General features: G+C 42.1%; 15 protein-coding genes. 1 reads left to right on the top strand and 14 read right to left on the bottom strand.

Annotated features, from left to right (window positions below):
* Nucleotides 1-247: 247 nt before the first annotated feature.
* The 14 genes from tyrA to ACR5KR_RS27855 all read right to left on the bottom strand — a co-directional run bounded on the left by tyrA (nucleotide 248) and on the right by ACR5KR_RS27855 (nucleotide 19,668).
* On the bottom strand, nucleotides 248-1,366 hold the full coding sequence (tyrA, locus tag ACR5KR_RS27920; RefSeq protein ID WP_448268749.1) for a bifunctional chorismate mutase/prephenate dehydrogenase: 1,119 nt from the start codon (nucleotides 1,364-1,366) through the stop codon (nucleotides 248-250).
* A gap of 108 nt (nucleotides 1,367-1,474) precedes the next feature.
* Nucleotides 1,475-1,867, bottom strand: a complete 393-nt coding sequence (gene aroH / locus ACR5KR_RS27915) for a chorismate mutase (protein ID WP_448270356.1) — start codon at nucleotides 1,865-1,867, stop codon at nucleotides 1,475-1,477.
* Between the two features lie 153 nt (nucleotides 1,868-2,020).
* Nucleotides 2,021-3,769: a cupin domain-containing protein gene (locus ACR5KR_RS27910; RefSeq protein ID WP_448268748.1), complete on the bottom strand. Its 1,749-nt coding sequence runs from the start codon at nucleotides 3,767-3,769 to the stop codon at nucleotides 2,021-2,023.
* A 612-nt stretch (nucleotides 3,770-4,381) separates the two neighbouring features.
* A complete protein-coding gene (locus ACR5KR_RS27905; protein WP_448268747.1) occupies nucleotides 4,382-4,534 on the bottom strand; it encodes a hypothetical protein in 153 nt (50 codons plus the stop codon).
* A gap of 63 nt (nucleotides 4,535-4,597) precedes the next feature.
* A complete protein-coding gene (locus ACR5KR_RS27900) occupies nucleotides 4,598-5,509 on the bottom strand; it encodes an SDR family oxidoreductase (RefSeq protein ID WP_448268746.1) in 912 nt (303 codons plus the stop codon).
* Nucleotides 5,509-6,498, bottom strand: a complete 990-nt coding sequence (locus tag ACR5KR_RS27895; protein WP_448268745.1) for a hypothetical protein — start codon at nucleotides 6,496-6,498, stop codon at nucleotides 5,509-5,511. The genes ACR5KR_RS27900 and ACR5KR_RS27895 overlap by 1 nt, the downstream gene beginning before the upstream one ends.
* A gap of 195 nt (nucleotides 6,499-6,693) precedes the next feature.
* A complete protein-coding gene (locus ACR5KR_RS27890; RefSeq protein ID WP_448268743.1) occupies nucleotides 6,694-8,799 on the bottom strand; it encodes a calcium-binding protein in 2,106 nt (701 codons plus the stop codon).
* A gap of 137 nt (nucleotides 8,800-8,936) precedes the next feature.
* Entirely contained in the window at nucleotides 8,937-10,085 is a 1,149-nt protein-coding gene (locus tag ACR5KR_RS27885; RefSeq protein WP_448268741.1) for a 3-oxoacyl-ACP synthase III family protein, read from the bottom strand.
* 26 nt (nucleotides 10,086-10,111) lie between these two features.
* Nucleotides 10,112-11,914, bottom strand: coding sequence for a thiamine pyrophosphate-dependent enzyme (locus ACR5KR_RS27880; RefSeq protein WP_448268740.1), 1,803 nt, complete (start codon nucleotides 11,912-11,914; stop codon nucleotides 10,112-10,114).
* A gap of 53 nt (nucleotides 11,915-11,967) precedes the next feature.
* Nucleotides 11,968-13,488, bottom strand: coding sequence for a class I adenylate-forming enzyme family protein (locus tag ACR5KR_RS27875; protein WP_448268738.1), 1,521 nt, complete (start codon nucleotides 13,486-13,488; stop codon nucleotides 11,968-11,970).
* 185 nt (nucleotides 13,489-13,673) lie between these two features.
* On the bottom strand, nucleotides 13,674-15,098 hold the full coding sequence (locus tag ACR5KR_RS27870; RefSeq protein ID WP_448268737.1) for a cytochrome P450: 1,425 nt from the start codon (nucleotides 15,096-15,098) through the stop codon (nucleotides 13,674-13,676).
* Nucleotides 15,099-15,116: 18 nt separating this feature from the next.
* Nucleotides 15,117-16,820, bottom strand: a complete 1,704-nt coding sequence (locus ACR5KR_RS27865; RefSeq protein WP_448268735.1) for an HAL/PAL/TAL family ammonia-lyase — start codon at nucleotides 16,818-16,820, stop codon at nucleotides 15,117-15,119.
* A 76-nt stretch (nucleotides 16,821-16,896) separates the two neighbouring features.
* Complete coding sequence (gene aroF / locus ACR5KR_RS27860; RefSeq protein ID WP_445628475.1) at nucleotides 16,897-17,997, bottom strand: 3-deoxy-7-phosphoheptulonate synthase; 1,101 nt, start codon at nucleotides 17,995-17,997, stop codon at nucleotides 16,897-16,899.
* Between the two features lie 858 nt (nucleotides 17,998-18,855).
* Complete coding sequence (locus ACR5KR_RS27855) at nucleotides 18,856-19,668, bottom strand: DUF3102 domain-containing protein (RefSeq protein WP_445628474.1); 813 nt, start codon at nucleotides 19,666-19,668, stop codon at nucleotides 18,856-18,858.
* A 618-nt stretch (nucleotides 19,669-20,286) separates the two neighbouring features.
* On the opposite strand from ACR5KR_RS27855, the gene ACR5KR_RS27850 reads away from it, so the two are divergent.
* Nucleotides 20,287-20,967 (top strand): HEAT repeat domain-containing protein, encoded by a 681-nt coding sequence (locus tag ACR5KR_RS27850; RefSeq protein ID WP_448268734.1) that lies wholly within the window; start codon nucleotides 20,287-20,289, stop codon nucleotides 20,965-20,967.
* Nucleotides 20,968-21,015: the final 48 nt, after the last annotated feature.

The raw sequence follows: 21,015 nt of genomic DNA, 5'->3' as shown, positions 1-21,015 counted from the left end.
CAACTTTACCGCAAGAGGGTAGATCCAGAGATATTTATCAGCCAAAACTGCAATGTCTCCCACGTTTTTAGATATGTGTTCCCTTCTACCGTGTAGCTGGAAAGTGCTGAGTGGCGAGTAAAAATACTAGTAGTCTGCCAACCCAAAAATGCGCTTGTGAGGACTGGGGAAAGGGGAAAGGGAAAAGGAAAAAGGGTAAGGGATTTAAACCCTTTCCCCCTGCCCCCTGCCCCCTGCCCCCTGCCCCCTACCCCCTACTTCCTGCCTTCTGAATTACAAAAGATGATTGTTTTTGTCCAACTTCCTTCGCTGCTAGTAATACACTTAGGGCATTAATTACATCAGTGCTTTCCTCAGCAGCACTATTAATTTCTTCTCCTAAAAAGCTGTGTGCTAGTTTGAATTCGTGGATCAGAGTTTCGCGATCGCTTTGAATAATTAATTGTGCTAATCGATGATAAGTAGATGCTAGTCTACTTATGGCTGCACGTCGCTCTGGTGTAGCTAGCATAATGTCTACTATCATAGATGCAGACTGGCTGAACATGCGACTAGCCATATCAATTTCCAGACGGTAAACTGGGCTAGAGAAGTCTAAGCTACGACGAATGTCAATCTCTTCTTCTGCCAAGAAAACACCAAGGCTAAAGGTTTTAAAGTTACGGATTGCCTGAACAACCATCATCATTTGATCGTGTTCTTCTGGTGTAGATGTAATCACTTTGCCGCCATCATTGGCAATCAAATCTATAAACCATTGAAAGGCAGCATCTTCTCGACCTGGACAGACTACAACTTTTTGAGACAAGAAAGATTTTATCCCTGGGCCAAACATTGGATGGAAGCCCATGACCGGCCCACTATGATGCTCAAGCATAGCTTGTAAAATAGGAGTTTTAATACTAGCAATGTCAGCTAAAGCAGTAGTTGGCGTTAGGTGTGGAGCAAGTTTACGGATTACCTCTATTGTGTATTCAATTGGAACACAGACTAAAACTAAATCTGCTCCATCTAATAGCAATTTTGCTTGTTCCCAGTCACCGCGATCGAGAATACTAACGTGATGACCGGCAGCAGATAACTTTTGCTGAAAGAAGTGCCCCATTAGACCGCATCCGCCAACTAAAGTAACTCGTCGCGATTTTACCTTAGCAACAGGAAAATTTGCAGTTGCAACGGCACAAACACACCCCATAACAAGATTTTTCCAAATTGACTCTGGAACACCACTTTCTATTAAGGAAAATGTGAAATTAGTAGTTTGTTCTTCTAAGGAAATGTGTTCTAATTCAGCCAATACTGCAATTCTTTTCCCTAATAGATCGATCAATTTTTGGTCAATCTGTTTCAGTTTTTCTTGCAACATGAGACATTATAAATGTATTGATAATTTAAATAAAGTCTAAATAAAATCTCGCAAAGCGATGTCTGCGATGGGTGGTTCCTAAGCGTAGCCGAGGGGCTACGCCTACGCCTAACCTAAAAATGCTATATCTGGACGTAACTGAGCGGCACGGTGTAGATAGACTGGGCGTAATGCATTTTGGGGTAGAGGAGTGTTTAAGTGGATTAGCACCCGAATGCAGCGATCGAGGCTATTGGCAACCTGCATCTGTTGCACATCTAGCAAAGGAACTCGATCCCAACCAGGACGACGACGTGCAACCGCAGCCGGAAACATTGCATCCAAGTCTGGAGTTGCAGAAAAGGTAACACTGACGATTTCCTCAGAGTCTAAAACATTGTTTGTTTCTAAGGCGTCTAATAACTCATTTACAGCCTCAGTAATTGCTTTTATAGAGTTGTAGCTGACTGTCGTTGCACCTCGAAGTCCCCGGACTCGCCATTCTCCTACTACCTTTGCCATACTAGGATGTTGGTCTATGTGTGTTGAAAAGGTTAGCCGATCCATATTAGTTTGAAGGTTGAGTTTTAAGTTTTTTATGTACATAGCAATTGCCAAGTGTAAATCTCAATTGTTGATAGTTTTATTTGGCAATCTTAAATTCGCTACAGAGAGCTAGACAATCAAGAAATCGGCACTTGTAATAGTATTGACTTGTACTCCACTCAATACCATCAAAGGCTCGTTGCTGCTGGTAATATTAATCAAAGTATCATTTACACTACCACCAGTACCTTGATAGATTGTTAAATCAGCAAATGCCAGACCACCCAAAAGCCCAATAGAATCTTCCCCATCAGTAAAGTCAACAATGGTATCAATCCCCGATCCAGATGTAAAAGAAAATGTATCTTTGCCACTGCCACCAGTCAGAGTATCCCAACCAAATCCACCTACAAGGGTATCATTACCAGCACCGCCTCGGAGTATGTCATCACCACTCAACCCCGACAGATAGTCATTGCCACCCTGACCGTTAATAACATCATTAGATTTGTCAAAGCCACTAGTATTATTATTAAGATCGTTCAGGAATGTTACTGAGTTACGATTGTAAACACTACTCCTTTGTTCGTTGGCATTAAAGACATCAAAGCTATCTTGAAACCCCGTCTGCCCGTCAAACAAAATATTGCCAATATCCTCCGATGCACCTGTGGCTTGGCGAAGGTTATCTAGGTTTTGTAAGGCAAAATTTTGCAAGACTACCCCAGTATTCTCAACTCCCTCAAAGGTTATGAGCAGGTCATCTTGATTTTGAGTTAAGAGCAGATTTCTCGCAGTCAGCCCATTACCCTCAAATTTTAGAGTATCAATTTCCGCAGATACGTCTGTAGATGGACGAGATCCCGATCCTACACCACCAAAGTCAGTAATGGTGTCGATGCCGTTACCAAGTTGAACTGTAAACAAGTCTATATTTCCACCACCTGTAAGGAGGTCGTTTCCTTTTCCAGCAATAATGTTTTCACTGCTTTTCCCACCAATAAGGATGTTATCACTATCATCTCCAACCAGAAGAACACCATCTTTTCCTTTGGGTCGAGCGTCATTGTCTACAATTGTGAGAGTAGCCGTATTCTGCAATAGCCCAATGATTGCGCCACCTGTAGCATCGCTCAAGGTGAGGTTGATAGTTTTATTTGCTTCGATTGAATTATCATCAATAATCGGAATGTTTACAACTTTAACTCTTTCTCCGTCAGCAAAGTTAACCTTTATCTGTTGAGAACCGTTATAATCTTCGAGATATTTAGCAGTACCATCTTTTAAAGTGATAGTAGCGCCAACTGCCCCTGTATCATCTAACGGGCGGATCAAAGTTACTGCTGCTATGGGAGAACCATCTTCATTGACGCTGTATTCAGTGCCAGCAAAAATTATTGAGTCTAGGGGTACTGATGCATTGTCCTTAAAGGCTTGCACGATTTTATCGAGTCCTTCATCGGTAAATAGTGGAAAAGCCGCAGATATGTCTGTCCCTGGACGACTCGTATCCTCAATCAATTTATCAAGCCCGGAGGGAATACCTTGGATAAGCATTCTCGCTGGCTTATCTTCAAGATTGCGATAGGCGTGGGTTTGCCCTTTAGGCACATTCACAAAAGTTCCAGGACTTGCAGTAATAACTCGATCGTTCAACTGAAATTTTACAGTCCCCTCGACAATGTAAAATCCTTCGTCTTGCTGAAGGTGGATATGCGGTGTAGTCCCGACATTTGATGGAACGTAAGCATCAAATAGATCGTATTTACCACCAGTATCTTTGCCAGTTGAGATAAATTTAACCAAGTCTCCAACCACCCACAATGACTTATTCGATTTGTTGGCTGGTATCTGTTGAAAGCGATTATATTCTGTCATTCTTGTTCTCCTTTCGGGCTGAATTGATGGTGAGCTAGTGGTACGCCAAGGCAACTTGGCGGGGTAAAGGGGAAGGGGGAAGGGGGACCTTTCTGGGGCAGGTTTTTTTGATTAGACAAATTTTTGGAATTTTAAAACCAAAACCATTGTCTGAGAACTTAAAACTACGTTCAATAATTGAGAACATTCTCAACTATTTATCGAAAGCCTAAAAGCCAGCCCTTGAAAGGGAAGGGGGACAGGGTTTAAATCCCTTACCCTTTTCCCTTTAACCTTTACCCAACCTCCACCTAACATTTTTGGGTTGGCAGACTACTAGTTTTGGATTGATGTTGTAAGTGCAGACATCGGCTCTATTGCTTGGACATTCTCTTGTTTAGTCAAGTGTTGAGCATTTATGTCTGCATTTGTGAAGAAATGTGGATTTATTAATCTGGAACTTGACTTACAAGATTCAAGCTTGGTAGGGAATAGTTACGGATGATACTTATTTATCGCGTCTTTGTTTGAGATTTATGCAAAAAGTATGAGAAAATATTTGAAAGTTCAATACACTTGGGTTAAAGGTTATTGGTGTAGATAATCGGTCTTAAAAGACGCAATAAATCGCGTTTATACATGAGGATTTTGGGGCTGATCTGAGATGTATTGCTTTAAAATCTGGATTGCAGCAAGATTGCAGTAATTGCGATCGCTATTAAGTTTCACTCTGCATTTTTTAGGATTGCGATCGCCCATAAAAACCTCAATAGATGTAGATTCCACTCTTTTTGTTCCCATCCAAACTAGTTTGGATGAGATTGTTTGGATCGAACTGATGCTAAGAAATTACCTCGTTACCGCCAGCCCATTTTGGTTTGCCCAACGTCTAATCGAATCTCTCAAAGATGGAACGTCAGCAAATAAACGACGTTGCAAAGTAGTATCAGCTACATATTTACCTGAAGAAACATATTCCATAGCCTTATCAGTACCCCGAAACATAGGATTAATAACTGCCATAAACTTAAACAAGATTGTTTTGACCAAAGGTGGAATTGTTTGCAATTGCACTTTCTGTCCAGTTATTTCTGAGAGCAAATTAGCAATTTCTCTAAGATTAGTTGGCTGTTCAGTGCCCAAATCGATGCGATGTCCTACAGCTTCAGGTGTCTCAATTGCTAAGACAAGATACCGGGCCACATCATCTGAGTGAATCGTCGATGCTGGCGCGTCTGCATCAGCCATAGCTCGAAATTTGCCATTTTTGATATCTTTAAGACTAAAGCCCAATAGTGTATCAACGAATCCGCCTGGTCGCAACGATACAAAAGGAACTCCAGATTTCTCAATATAATCCTCAGTCACAGATTTCTGATAAAAGTGAGGTACAGATTTTGCTTTTTCTGCCGTCAAAATACTTGTAAAAACGAACAATTTAATTTGCATTTGCTTGGCTGCATCAACCAGATTGCGATTTCCCTTGTCGTCAGTGTTTTCTAAAGAGTCTCCTTTCTTTCTATGTGAGTAACCGTTAGCCGTTGTAATTACAACATCAATATCACGCATTGCAGGCAAAAGTGTTTCATACTCAGTGATGTCGCCCCGAACTATTTCCACACCTTGAGCCTGCAAGTGAGAAGCTTCAGTTCCAGGGCGAACCAAAGCACGGACTCTATGACCTTTTTGCAGCAGTTCTTTAACCACTTTGCCGCCAAGCAAACCAGTTGCACCAATTACGAGAACTTGACGCTGAAGCATTATCTAAACTCCTTAACTATAAACATTTTCTTTGACTTTTCAGACTTGATTAAAGTTCTATTTTTTTGTCTAGTTTTCCGTATGAAATTTGTAGCAATATAAGCAGTAAAGCCCAAAATCCCCAATGTAGAAGTTGGTTCTGGGACAGCGATAGAAGAAACTGGTAAACCAGGATAAGTAACGGTAAATTTTCTCAGAGAACTTTCCTCAGATTCCCCGCCTCTATTACGAACTTCTTGACTTAAACCTTTGATATAGTTTGTCCAACCCATTTCCGGAGGCCCCCCGAAATCACCACCAAAATCTCCAAATACATTAGTCAACTGTGTGACAGAGTTAGTATAAAATGTCAGCGTACCATCTGGGTTTTCTTTAAACCCAAATTTTCTTGAGCCGTTCACTGGATGTTTTCCTGTTACGCCACTGGTAATAGTTGATAAGGTAAAATGATCGTCGGTCAAATCTGTAAGCATCACAGAAACATCATCTTCGTAATTAGGAAGACCCAGTGCTGCAAAAAGGCGTAATTTTATATCATAAATATCGCCTACCTTTGGGGGTGTGGAGGTGTTCCTGGGAATTAGCTGATTGAGCGTATCATCACCGCTAGAGAGATAATCATCAAAAGATTGATAATTTATTGCGCCATTTGGGTCTTTAGCTATTTCTAAGAGAAAATCTGTAGGCGTTAGCCCTTGGGGCATTTTGTCAACCAAAACAGAAATTTCGTCATAAAAAACTTTTTTATTTCCAGTAAGTAACTGCAAGTTGCCGTTATCTGCTTGAAGGGCTGCCTTAACTGTGGGATTTTGAGACCAAGGTTCTGTAAACAATTCCAGATGGTTTTTCAGTGGGTCGTAGGGTTGTGATTGCAAACTGAATTCGCTAGCAAGAGCCGGACTACTAAAATAAATCACAGGAGTAGTTAAGCCCAAGGTCAATAAAAGTGGTATAAACCCTAAGAATTTGTGTCTGTAACGCAGTTTCATAATTGATTATTTCAAAAAAGTTAAGTTACAAAATACTAGGAAACTGGCACAGCAATGAATAAAATATTTTTTTGCTGCTGAAAATATATGCGATCGCTAAAGCCAGTTTCCCAGATTTTATTTGCAAGTCTCAATGTTGGAAATTTTCAATAATCTATCGTAAAAAACAACTGACTGGGAATTTCCTGAGACTTTTTAAACGCGAACGAAATAGCTATCACTCAGATTTAAACCTGTGACTCCTTGGACAGTAGCAATCAATTCCAAAGGCTGATTTGCTCTTTGTAAGAATATATCTGTGGATGCTACACCTGAAGGAGAGCTAGAACCTGTAGCTAAAACATAATTAGCATTAGCTACACTTTGCAATTGGATGAAATCTTCACTGGTTTTGAAGTCAGTAATAATCGCAGCATCATAAACATCAGAACTGCCACTATCATAAAATACATGACCGTTATTCCCCAGAATAAATGTATCTCTGCCTTGATTGCCGGTGAGCGTATCAACCTCACCACGACCAAACCCAAATAACGGATCGAATGGGTCAACACCAACAATCACATCATCTCCAGCTTCACCAGAGAGGAAATCGTTCCCGGATGCACCAACTAGTAAGTCTGCTCCTGCTCCACCGACGATAATATCATTGCCAGTACCACTATAGAGGTTGTCTTTGCCATCCGCGCCATTGAGGAAGTCATCACCATCTCCACCATTGATGATGTCATTCCCGACATCACCATCAAGTATGTCGTTACCTGCCTGACCTAATATCCGGTCATTACCTGCACCACCTAAAACTCTATCCTTACCTAAACCACTATAAATAGTATCGTTACCATCTCCGCCATTCAGGTCGTCATCACCAGCTTCACCATTGATTTGGTCATTGCCGATTTCTCCAAAAACGCGGTCGTTGCCATCACCACCTAAAATAACATCGTCTCCGACTCCCCCAAAAAGGTCATCAGTTCCAGAACCACCATCCAGGAAGTCATCGCCCTCGTCGCCTAATAATTGGTCAAGACCATCGCCACCCGAAATAATGTCATTCCCAAAACCTGCGGCAACGATGTCATCACCAGTTCCAGCTGAGACAACATCATCTCCAGCAGTAGAAACAATCAAATCATTTCCTGCCCCAGCATAAATAGAATCGTTGCCGTCACGGCTGTCGATCAAATCGTTGCCGTCTAAACCATAAATGTTATCGTCACCCGTAGTGCCACCGATAACATCATTACCATTTGTGCCAACAATTAATCCGGCATCGGCGGAAGCATAAACGAAATAACTATCGTTTAAATCCAGATTTTTCACGCTTTGCACGCTAGCAATCAGTTCTAGCGGCTGATTTGGCCGACTGATCAGTATGTCTGTGGTGTATTCATTTCCCGCAGTCGAATTAGGGCCAGGAGCTACTACATAAGTGCTACCATCTGTCAACTTTTTCAGCTGAATGAAATCCTCATCAGGGTTGAAGTCAACAATTAAACCAGCGTCAGAAACGTCAGAGCCACCTTTATTGTCATAGTAGGATTCAGCAACATCCCCAAGCACGAAAGTATCGTGCCCTGAACCGCCGACCATCTCATCTCTTTCAATACCGTCCAGCCCAGGTATGCGGATAAATGGATTACTGCCAATAATTACATCATCTCCAGAACCACCATTTACATAGTCATTACCGACCGAACCAACAACTATGTCATTACCTTCTCCACCAAAAACTCGATCGTCGTCAAAACCACCCAAGACGCGATCGTTCCCTAAACCACCATCTATATAGTCCTCTCCGGCGACACCAGAAATGTCGTCATCACCTTCTCCACCAAAAACTCGGTCGTTACCATCATCACCCAAAATTTTGTCATTCCCAAGACCGCCCAAGATGAAATCGTTGCCAGTACCACCCGAAATATCATCAATCCCGTCTTTACCATTGATAAAATCGTCGCCATCTTCACCAAGTATCAGGTCATTGCCGTTAGCACCCGCAAGTTCGTCATTCCCGACACCACCTAAAATGAATTGGTTGCCTCCTGTGGCCGCAACAGTATCATTTCCAGGCCCCGCAATCACTAGTTTATTTCCAGTCCCACTAACGATGAAGTCATCACCTTCACGTCCCGAAATGAGATCGTCGCCCGCCAAACCAAAAATTTGATCGTTGCCTGTACTACCAACCAGTATATTGTCTTCAAATGTACCAAAGAGTTGACCAGGTGCAGTTAAGGTTTTAGGGAAGTAGGAATTATTAGAAGTTTGAGCTTGTTTTTGTTTCTGATCTTGAGACATTTTTGTTCTCCTGATTGCGATCGCAAATTATGTAGGCAAATATTTTCAGTCTTCCACCAATAGAAACTGTGGAATTGTTGGTTCATTCACAGGAGTTTCTCAAAGAAACTCCTGTGGGGTGGTTTTGAGATTAATTGCTATACAGTAGTCAGGATGTTGCTAACTGACTTATTTAGATTGACTGCGGAAGCAGGGAGGGTTCCCAATTTGACTTCACCCCAGCGCATGACGGTGGCAGCAGCAGTAGATGCAGAACCAATAGTATAAACAAGCACTAAATCGTTTTCTTGAATTTTCTTTGATTGAGCGCCGTAGTACAGATTGGCAATGGGGAGGACAGGCCCAATGTTTGCATAATACGGGTAGAGATTGATTGTACGGTCTGGATCGATACCTAGTGAGCGGGCACACAGATTAGCGTACCAGGCAGTTGGTGTATTGAAAGCAAAGAACTTAATATCATCGAGACTAACACCAGCAGATGCGATCGCACCTTCACAGCAAGTACGGACAAGATCAACAGATGTGCCACCTAGTTGCTTACTGGCGCTTTCACCAGTCTGTATCCGCATCCTTGGCTTACCTTGAGAGTCTGTAACTAGTTCATTAAAGAAAGCACCACAAGTTGCTTGAGTGTGAACAATTTTCGTACCCAAGACTCCTTGGTTCGGTTTGACGGTACTAACTAAAAATGCACCAGCACCATCGGCCATAAACCACGAAAGGGTATCATCTTCGTCAACAAAGTGCGAATAGATGCACGAAATCACCACTAGGACATTGCGGTACTCTCCGGCTTGTACTAACGCCGAGGCGTTCTGCATTGCCACTAAAGCACTCGAACAAGTTGACTCTAGATTCCAAGCGGGGCAGTTCAGTCCTAATTTACGGGCGAGATAAGAAGCATTACCAGGAGCGATTTGCTCGGGAAACAGAGTAGTTACAATCATCAGATCGATTTCATCTGTGGAAAGTTCTGCTGCTTCCAGGGCACTTCTAGCCGCGCCGTACTCTAAGGCTAACGATGTTTCACCTGGAGCCAGCACCCGCCGCTCAACAGTACCTCGGAAGGGATCGGACAGATAAGGTCTTATAGCTTCAGACCAGAGGAGGTCTTGCTCTTTTTGGTTAACGGCAGGTTCAGCAGGTTTAAACAGCTTCGCGAGGGTTCTGCTCTCTGCCTCAGTTACCAATTTTGGGTAATTCTGTTGCCAATAATCGTTGGTACGCACAATGCTAGGGAAGTTAAGGGCAACTGAACGAATACCTACTGGTTGATGGGTCATGATATTACTCCTTCAAATTAAGAAAATTAAGATTCTTTTGCAACTTGTGAAATCAAACTTTGAATCCGAGTGCCAATTGGGGCAGGTCTGGTCGGATCGATTACGACATCAATCACAAAGGGGACATTGGAAATTAGCCCTTTTTCTAAAGCGGCTTCGACATCGGCTTCTCGCTCCACCCGGATGCCATCAGCTCCCATCCCACGAGCAATCATGACGAAATCTGTAGTGGGTATCTCTGCGTCTACACCGTTAAATCCCAACAAGGTCATCCCCTGGTCGCACATGTTGTAATAGCCATCATTGAGTACAATCCAAACGGCAGGAATTTTGTATTTGACAGCAGTGCTAATCTCGCTGTTCATGAGCATAGCTCCGTCCCCAAGAATAGCAACAGCTTTACTATTGCGTGCCAGTGCAGCACCGACAACACCTGTGGCAGCATGACCCATTGAGCCAAAACCAGTACTGACTCGATATCGTCTAGGGGTGTTAAACCGTAGCCAGTGGGTTCCCCAAGCAAAAGAGTTACCCGCCTCGGTAATTACTATTGCATCACTATTTTCGACAATTACACGTTGAATCTTATCCATCAGTATTTCTGGTCTAATTAAACCATCATTCTGAGAATCAATCGCCTCAAATTTGGGTCGGGGCAGCGATGAGACTGGTAATCGATCGGAACGCTTGGGAAAATGCTTCAATAATGCCTTAACAAATTCTCCGACATCAGACTGGATAGGCACTGTCTCAACAGATGGATAAGCAACTCCAGGTACTTCCGGGTCAATATCGACATGTATAAAACCGCGTGAGGGAATCATTTCCAGATTCCAAAATGAGGTAAATTCACTCAATTTTGTTCCCAAAACCAGTACGCGCAGAGGGCTTTGTGACTGCATGTATGTCAGAACTGAGGAATGTCCACCGAAGCCTGTCACACCGACAAACTGAGGATGATCTTCAGGAAATATACCCTTAGCACGGGGCGAACACATGACAGCAGATCCGGTTCTTTCGGCAAGTTGGCGGATTTCTTCGCCGGCATCCCTGGCACCAAAGCCCACCCAAATAGCAAACGGGCCTTCAGATAACAATTGTACAGATTTCCAAATCGTATCTTCTCCCGCAGATGGCAGAATTGGTGAGCTAGTTATACGAGGTATTGATGCCTTGAGAAAACTTGTTTGAATCACCGGGGGGACACTTAGATGTGCAACAAAGCTACCAGTTTGTCCTAAACCGAGGGCAAGTCTGCGAGCAGTTACTGGAAGTTCATCGCTGCCTTCAATAGTCGTTGCATAATGGAACAGCTTTCCTGAAGTAAAAATACTTGTATTAGACATTGTGTAGGCACTAGTTTCTTGAAAAGCCCAGCGTCCACGTTGCTGTGTTGAGGTAGAAGGAGAGAGAAAAATTACCTTTGCACCTTCCCAGCGTGCAGCAAACATTCCAGTTAGGGCGTTGGTAATGCCTGGCCCGGTTGTGGTGAATACTACCACAGGACGACCATTGGCAAAGTACGACTCAATAGCTGCAAAGGCTGCTCCGGTTTCGTGACGAAATTGCAGCACCTGGATTGAGCTTTGCTCTAGCATAGCTACCAGTGGCGTAATTCCACCTCCAAATAGACCAAAAGCTTGGCGTACTCCCAAATCTTCCAGCATTTTGACTATAGCTGCTGCAACTGTTATTTCAGTTGATTCTGAGTAGCTGGGCTTTCTATGAGGGGATAGCAAAGATGAGCTTGTGGATTGCGATCCAATAGCAGGTTCAGCTATTGAATGTTCAACTGACTTATGATTAGTTCTAACATTAGTATGACGCATCGATCAAACCTCTATTTATCTTTTTTATTTTGGTAGTTTGTTTGGGTTGTCAGTTAATAGGTAATAGTGGCGAATTGAGATGTTGATTGCTTACGTAAAACTCGCTTGAGTATTTTACCTGTAGGGTTTTTAGGAATTGAATCCACGAAGTTAATTACATGGGGGATTTTGTAGACTGCCATCCTTTGCCGACAGAATTCAATGATTTGCTTTTCTGTAACTTCAATACCCGATTTAGCTACAATATTCGCCTGGATTATCTCACCTTTGAAACTATCAGGAATGCCATAAATAGCTACTTCGGCAACTGCTGGATGCTGATAAATGACATTTTCAACTTCAGTTGGATATACCTTAAATCCAGAGACATTAATCATGTCTTTTAAGCGATCGACGATGTAGAAAAAACCGTCTTCATCCATTCGACCAATATCGCCAGTATATAACCAACCATTTTTAATGACTTCAGCAGTTTCAAATGGGCGATTCCAATAACCAAGCATGACGTTAGGGCCGCGGATGACAATCTCACCCAATTCACCAGGCTGTACCTGATGATCGTCAGCATCAACAATTTTCATTTCTACATTTTCAATCGGAGCGCCAATGGAACCGAGTTTATATTTCAAGTCGTGGTTATAACATGCACATGGTGATGTTTCAGTTAAACCATAGCCTTCATGAATCACTTTTCCATACTTTTCTTGCCAAATTTGAGCTATTTCAACTGGCATAGGTGCCGCAGCAGAAAAGTAATAACGTATGCTCTCAAAGGCTTGCTTAGGTATGTCGCTATTTAAAATTTTGATGAATACTGTTGGCACACCAAAGAACATGGTGATTTTATGAGTAGCGATCGCATTTAAAACTTGTGTCAGATCGAACCGCCGTTGCAGGACGAGGGTGGAACAAGTATTGAGCGCAGCATTGAGAATGGCGTTTTGACCAAAACAATGAAATAGTGGTAGAAAAAGTAGTAATTGGTCATTAGCTTGCATTCCACAACAACGATTTTGGGAATACATATTAGAAATGATATTGCCGTGAGAAAGAGTAGCTCCTTTGGGAAAACCTGTAGTTCCTGATGTGTAGACTATGCTAGCAGGAGCATGGCGATCCATTTTCACAGCGCGGGCATTCGGGGAAGAGGTTTCTATTAGTTGGGCTAAACTTATCCCCTTTTTGGCGCTACCTTCTGCAATCAAAATATGTTGTAATTCTGGTAAATCTGCCTCTAATACCTCCAAACTACCTGATTCTGTGGTGATGATGGCTTTAGCAGCACAATCGTGAAGGATATAGCTGACTTCAGAACTTTTCAACATCACATTTACAGAAACAGCGATCGCACCAATTTTGAGAATGCCAAGATAAGAAGTAATGAACTCTGGAATATTTGGCAAAAACAAGGCCACGCGATCGCCTCTTCTTATTCCCAATCCTTGTAAACTATTAGCTACTCGATTTACTAACCGATCTAGATGGCTGTAAGTAAAAGATTTATCTTCAAAAATCAGGGCGATTTTTTCAGGAAATAATAAATGACCGCGCTCGATATGATTGGCGATATTCATAACTTAAAAGTCTCTCTTTCATCTGAAGTATGGCAACAAATTAAGTTAACAAAACTTTCGGAATAGAATGGCACGAATCAAAGCTAAAATCATTGCTATGGCTGGGTGTAAGTGAAATAATTACCGCGTCAACTATTGTGATGTTTTTCCCTACACCCAAAAGCCAGTTACATTCAGGTTTGCGTTTATCTTAGTGTCATTCCTTTCTGAATACCTGGTACATAAACATCACCAAAACTGATTTTTGGTTCCAATGTCATGAGGATGCCGTGACGGGGACGTAATGTAAACATTGGCTCCTCTTCAACCGGATGTCCAGGTACTAGGTGCAGCCGATATTTTTGAGCTACCATTGCAACTATCAATTGCATTTCAGTCATTGCAAATATTTCACCTATGCATTGGCGTGGGCCGCCGCCAAAGGGGTAGTAAGCATAGCGGGGACGCGCAGCCGCTTGTTCTTTCGTGAAGCGCTCAGGGTCGAAGTCTTCGGGATTCTCCCAAAAAGCTGGTAGGCGATGGGTGACATAAGGGCTAATCATGATTACAGAGTTAGCTGGGATGTGATAGCCTCCAACCTCGTCGGGCTGTAAGTTAGTGCGAGTATAGACCCACGCACCAGGATAAAGCCGCATCGATTCTTCGAGTACCATCCTGGTATATTTCAGGTTTGGTAAATCTTCAAGAGTCGGGATACGCCCATTTAAAACACTCTTGAGTTCGTCTTGGAGCCGACTTTCGACGTGAGGATGAAGAGAAAGCAAGTACCAAGTCCATGCAAGTACAGCTGCTGAGGTTTCAAATCCACCGGTAAAGATGGTCATAATCTCATCGCGCAATTGCTCATCACTCATTCCCTGACCAGACTCTTCATCGTAGGTATCCATCAGCATGGAGAGCAGGTCGTCAGGACTATTACTATTTTCCCGACGGGAGCGAACGATCCGATAGACGATTCTATCCAGTGTTCCCATCGCTTGCACAAAGGCGCGGTTTTTCGGTGTGGGTACCCATAGAGGTAGTTTGAACACTGCCCATAGTTGACTACTAAGATACTCGTAAGCAGTATTCCATGCTTGATTCATCTCGGAAATTTCGTCTTCAGAATCAATGCTCAACAAACTCTTGAGGAGAATATTCTGGGCTAATTGCATCATCTGTGCAAAGACATCTAGGGGTTTGTCTGAGCCGATGCTGCTCCAGTTATCTAGCATTTGGCTAATGGTTTTAGTCATGAAAGTAACTAATGCTCCAACCCGATGGCGATGAAAGGTTGGTTGCATCAAGCGGCGTTCGCGCCGCCAGGAGTCACCCTCGGCGACTGCTAGACCATTACCGATTACCTGCTTAATTGATTTAAAGTTTTCGCCTTTAATGTAGTTACGGCTATTTTCTTGCAGGATGTACTTCAGATGATCTGGATGAGAGACTAAATAAAGTTGTTGAGGCCCCATTGCCCCCAGGTGGACTACTTCGCCATACTCCTGTACGGCATTCGTGAGAAACTGTAGTGGATTCCGCAACATTTGCGGGAGGTTGCCGATAATCGGGTAGCCGATAGGGCCGGGAGGAGCTTTGCTGATACTTGGTGAAATGCTCTGTTTGTGCATCTTAACTGTCCTCAAGATTTAATTGAGACTCGACAAAATATCTTGAACTGCTTGCACAATCTGCCCACCAGATGCGATATCTGCACTAATCCGAGCAATATGTTCGTCAAGAGGTTGTTCGTGGTCGTTCCAGATATAAGGACGGTCAGGTGAAGCTGGTTGTCCGATGACATCGCGCACTGCCATATATAAATCTCTGGTAGCGGGAGATAGGGAAGCACGGGCATCATAATGGTCTGCAACTAAGTAGGTGCGTAAATCAACCGCTTGTACCCCAAATATCAAAGCGATCGCCATATACTGTTGGAAGGTATCTACTGAACGACGCGCTAAGTTTGCCGAAGCAAAACCTTGGCTGTTGATATTTTGGTTAAATTGTTCAGCATGGGTAGGAAATCTGTCTGCGATCGAGTTTCCATAGAAGGTTAACAATGGCATGATCGAGTTCCCAGATATTTGCAGACCTTTTAGCCCCATGTTGACACTGCGTTCTCGGTTCCCCACTAAAGATGCTGGCAGTCCATTGTTAAATTCTGGCGCTACCAGATAGGCTATTTGCACATCCAAATGTTTAGCCAACAACCCGATATAGTAACGCAGCCGATCCATTCCTATACCGATGTACTGCCCTAAGAAATTACCGCCATGATAGCTAACTTGGTTCTCAACATCGATCAGTGGGTTGTCGGTGACAGAATTAATTTCTACTTCAATTTGTTTTTTAATGTGCTCGATCCCATCTACAATCGGCCCCATATATTGTGGTAAACAGCGTAGTGAATAACGGTCTTGAATTGGATCTCCACCCCGATAGTTGTGAGAACCATCTAGTTCTTCGCGGACTAAGCGTGAACCTGCTAGTAAGTTCAGCATTTGGTTCGCAGCCCATTTTTGCCCTGAATGTGGTTTGAGTTGATGAATAAATGGGTGGAATGATTGATTGGTACCATTCAAACCTTGAATTGCTAGGGCATGTGCCCCCATTGAGAGAGCTAATAAAACTCTGGTGTCGTAGACACAATTGGCAGCAATACCTGTCATGACAGAGGTGCCATTCATCATTGCCAATCCTTCTTTAGGAAGTAATTGTAATGGCTCTAAACCCAGATGACTCAATGCTGTCGGCGCGTCGATTTCTTCGCCGTTAAAGTCAACAGTGTAACAACGGTCTAAACCAACCAATGCCCCAGTAATGTAGGATAAAGGCACTAAATCACCGCTTGCACCAATAGATCCAAATTCATATACATGGGGTGTGACACCAGCATTTAAGAAAGTTTCCATACGCTGGATAAGTTCTAGACGAATACCAGATGCACCATGCAAGTGAGAGTTAGCACGCAAAAGCATGGCGGCGCGGACATCAGCTAGCGGTAATTTTTGTCCAGCTCCGGTTTTGTGATACCAAATCAGGTTGTTCTGAAGCAGTGCCGCAGATTCAGGGGAAATGACAACATTGGCCATGCCACCAAAACCACTTGTCACGCCATAAATTGGTTGACCAGATTCCACAGCATTACTAATGTAATCACACGATGCTTGAACTCCTTGCACAACATCTCGATTATCGGTTAAGCGTACTTGAACACCATGACGGGACACACTAGCTACATCATCTATTGTTAGGTCTTGGTTGCCGACAACTACAGTTTTAGTGGAATTTACTAGGGAGGTTACAGAAGGTTGAAAGGTCTTGTTTTTGTTGAGTGATGTTGTATTCATTGAACTTCCAATTATTATTTAGATTGCACAAATGATGGACTGATTGGATGTCCTTGTTGGTAGGGTAATGGCACGCTTATAAAGCCCTAATGGCGGTGGTAGAAACTCGTGCAGCAAACTTGGGGATAACGCTATGTTGTTTAGACCAACGACCAAAGAACTTAGCTAAAGAAGCCATTTCTAGCATTAAGTCTTCAAATGCTTGTGGTGTTAAAGACTGAGGTCCATCTGAAAGAGCCTTAGCTGGGTTAGGGTGAACTTCAATCATCAAGGAATCTGCGCCAGCTGCCAAGGCAGCCAAAGTCATCGGTTGAACAAACTCTGATTTCCCGGTGGCGTGGCTAGGGTCAATCATAATTGGTAAGTGAGTCAAAGTCCGCAAGACAGGGATTGCAGATATATCAAGGGTATTCCGTGTATACTGTCGGTCAAAGGTGCGAATTCCCCGCTCACACAAAATTACATTGGGATTACCTGCTGCCAAAATATATTCAGCTGACATCAACCAATCTTCAATTGTGGCTGACAGTCCCCGCTTCAATAACACTGCTTTACCAGTAGCACCTACTTTCTTTAGTAGGGAGAAATTCTGCATATTGCGGGCACCAATTTGGATTACGTCTGCTACTTCAACAATCTTGTCTAAATCAGCTGCATCCATAACTTCTGTGATAATACCCAAACCAGTAGCTTCGCGAGCTTTTGCTAACAAACCTAATGCGCTTTCGCCATGTCCTTGGAATGCATAAGGTGAAGTCCGAGGTTTGTATGCTCCACCTCGTAGAAACTGTGCCCCTGCTGCTTTTACTATCTGTGCTGTTTCAACAATCATTTCCTCGTTTTCAACAGAACATGGGCCAGCAACTACAACTAAAGGATGGGTTTGTCCAAAGGTAACAGCTCCATTAGGTGTAGGTACAACCACTTCACTATGTTCTCCATAGCGGAATTCTAAAGAAGCACGTTTAAACGGTTTTTTTACTCGGATAACCTGCTCGATAAAAAGGCTAATATTTTGAATCTGCCTAGTGTCAATTTCTGCCGTTTCACCAACTAAGCCAATTACTGTTTTGTGTTGACCTTGGCATACCTCTGGGGTGATTTCATAATGGCTGATTTCTTTAACAACACGCTCGATCTCTGTTGATGGCGTACCTAATTTCATAACTATAATCATTGCTTTGAATCTCCTAATTGCAACTATTGATTGAGTTGTGATGCCTAAACTTAAGAATGTTGTTTGTTGTTTGTTTAATCCTTCAAATAACAATCAGTCTATTCTTTGAGTTTTATGCAAGATCCTAGAAAATTTCTATTTGGTTAGAATTGCTCGAAGTAATTATCCAAAGTATCTCCGATATTTATTGCTAAATTCCAAACTTTTCACTGTAAAAGCCTCTCGATTCTACGGCTAATTATTGAAATTTATCTTGTCTTAATTGTTGCAGCATCATCTATCAAACTAATTGTCAATACGTCTACATCTAAAAACACGAAGTTCTTTATTCGTGTGCTGTTTGATTTTATATTTACCATTCTTTTCAAAAAAAAGCAAGTATTTTTATCATTTTCAATATATTGTTTTATTTACTATCAAAAAATCTATTTTTTAAATATTTTTTACTTGGTTGAGCTAATTGTTTATGCAAATCTAAAACTGGAAATTTTATCCAGCTTAGGAATTTATCAAAAATAGATTTTTAAATAAAAGCTAGATGTACAGAGCCTTAGTAAATGCTAGTAATGGAAGAGATTGTCAGATCGGGAATGGCACTGTGGAAGACGTTTTAACATCAAACAAATCAGGGGTATATAAATTATAAACTCATTACTTTCTGGCAAATGTTTATAATTGCAAGCTTCAAACGAGCATATGAAAAATATGAATATAAAAAAATGTAGAGATATAGCAATGCTACCTATATCTCTACAAGGTTTATGGATAATGCATATTTAATTTTTGAAGATATCTCTTGATTCTACTAGATGAAAGTTAGCTCAATAATTAGTACTTAGACAAGTATCAGAGATTCCTTTAAGTACTGCTAGCTTTACTAGTTTGTAATAAAGTTAGTTCTGAACGAAGTTTTGCAATATCTTGCTTAAGTTTCTGATTCTTTATTTGCAGTGCTTCTAGTTGTGCTTTATAAGTATCACGCTCCGCTACCAATTTTTGCAGTTCATTTTGTTGAAGTGGAGAAGAAAGTGGCAGATGATTAGTGGTTGTTTGTTCAATGCTATAAACCTCAGTCTTGGGTAATACTAATGCCTCTACTTGATTTGTATCCATCTGCTGACTAACTGAAGAAACTTTTTGTTGCTGTTCCTTTACTGTTTTAGAAGTTTTATATTTTTTGATGAGATTTTTAGCAACCTCTGGATCGACTACTTCGCCTGTTTTCAAAATATTTATTGCTTCATCTCTAGCCGCTTCAGACGTACTAGGAGCAGCCAGTTTATAAAGAGCAGTAGGAGTAATGCCATTAATTAAATTTCCGATAATCGGAATTTTAGACTCAAATGCTCTAGCAACGTGAATAAACTCATAGGCTGAAGTTTTTCCCATTCCGAACTCTTGTCGTAGCCAAGGTAGAAACTCGCCATGTTCGGTAATTTTTTGAGCTTCTAACAAGTTGACACCAATGCAATAAATGTCCATAGCACTTCGTTTCAGCCTCCGTCGTGTGTCTTCTGCTAGAATAGCTAGACGTTGTTGTTTTTCCTCTTTACTCTCAAAGTCTAAATTGCTCTTAGGTACTGAAGACTGATTGATAATTTTTTCTGACTGTGTAGGTGTTACTTGGATTTCTATCGGAAAAACTGTTGACTCATGCTTACTAATTTTCATACAATCTATTCCTGCTAGCATTTGTATTTTTTTCCAGAGAGATTTTTGCAAAGCAGTTTTTTCGGCTTGTGATTTTATGTTTAAGGGAACTTATATTAAGTTACTCAGGTCAAGCAAATAACTTTACGCAACTTCTTCTTATATCTTTACAAAAGTACATAATCGATTGCTACCCCAAATACTATTTTAAAAACGCTAATAGACATCTCCGGAAAAGATTTAGAAACTCCAGGCTTTTTCCCTCACTTCCATTCCTCTCCCCCACGGGGGGAGAGGCTTTGAAATCCAGTTTTAGTTTTTCTCTGCTTGTATGAAACCACCCTGCTTGTAGGGAAGGGGGAATTAAAGCCTCTCTCTGCTTGCCTAACGGCAGGCTGCACTTCGACTACGCTCAGTGACCACGCCAACGGGGAGAGGTTTAGAGAGGGGTATGGATGCGGGTGATTTTCCCAATTGGCAGACGCTTTACACCGATTTCCTTCACTGGTGTCAGTGCGATCGCTTTTCATTCATAATTGAGCCATTTTGTAAAGTCGCCAAACTCCTACTTAAGTATGGCGACAGCCTGATGAACAGATCGGGTAAATTAAGATAAGTAAAGAAAACGCTTTGAACTAAATGGCAGCTCTAAGCTTACAAGAAATTTCTACTCAGCTAGAAAGCCCGAATTTACGCGATCGCATGGTAGCCCTTGCTAATCTGCGTCATGTTGCGGCTGAGGATGCAGTCCCTTTGATTAAAAAGGTACTAGACGATGAATCTTTGCAACTGCGATCGATGGCAATATTTGCTCTGGGAATCAAGCCAACACCAGAATGTTATTCTATTTTGGTAAAAATTCTCGAAAATGACCCTGATTATGGTATACGCGCTGATGCCGCTGGTGCTTTAGGATATTTGGGTGATGCCAGAGCCTTTGAGGTGCTTTCACGGGCATTTTATGAAGATACTGATTGGCTAGTACGTTTTAGTGCAGCTGTTTCTCTAGGTAATATTAAAGACCCCCGTGCCCGTCAAGTTCTTCTTCAGGCATTGGATAGCAAAGAAGTCGTGTTGCAACAAGCTGCAATCTCTGCACTGGGAGAAATTAAAGACATCGAGTCTGTAGATAAGATCCTGCGCTTCGCCCAATCAGATGATTGGTTAGTCAGGCAGCGTTTAGCAGAAGCCTTGGGAAATCTTCCCACTCCCAAGAGTGTCTCAGCTTTAAAATACCTGGAAAAAGACAATCATTTCAACGTTGCCGAGGCAGCCAGAATTGGCCTCAAGAAGCTTGAGGAAATAGGCAATCAAGCTTAATATTAAAGGCTCCTGCTACCTTTTAATCATAATTAAGTGGGAATTTTA

The organism is Nostoc sp. DSM 114159, from assembly GCF_053470285.1.
The sequence above is the reverse complement of the archived record's forward strand: the minus strand, read 5'-3'. Positions and strand labels throughout refer to the sequence as shown.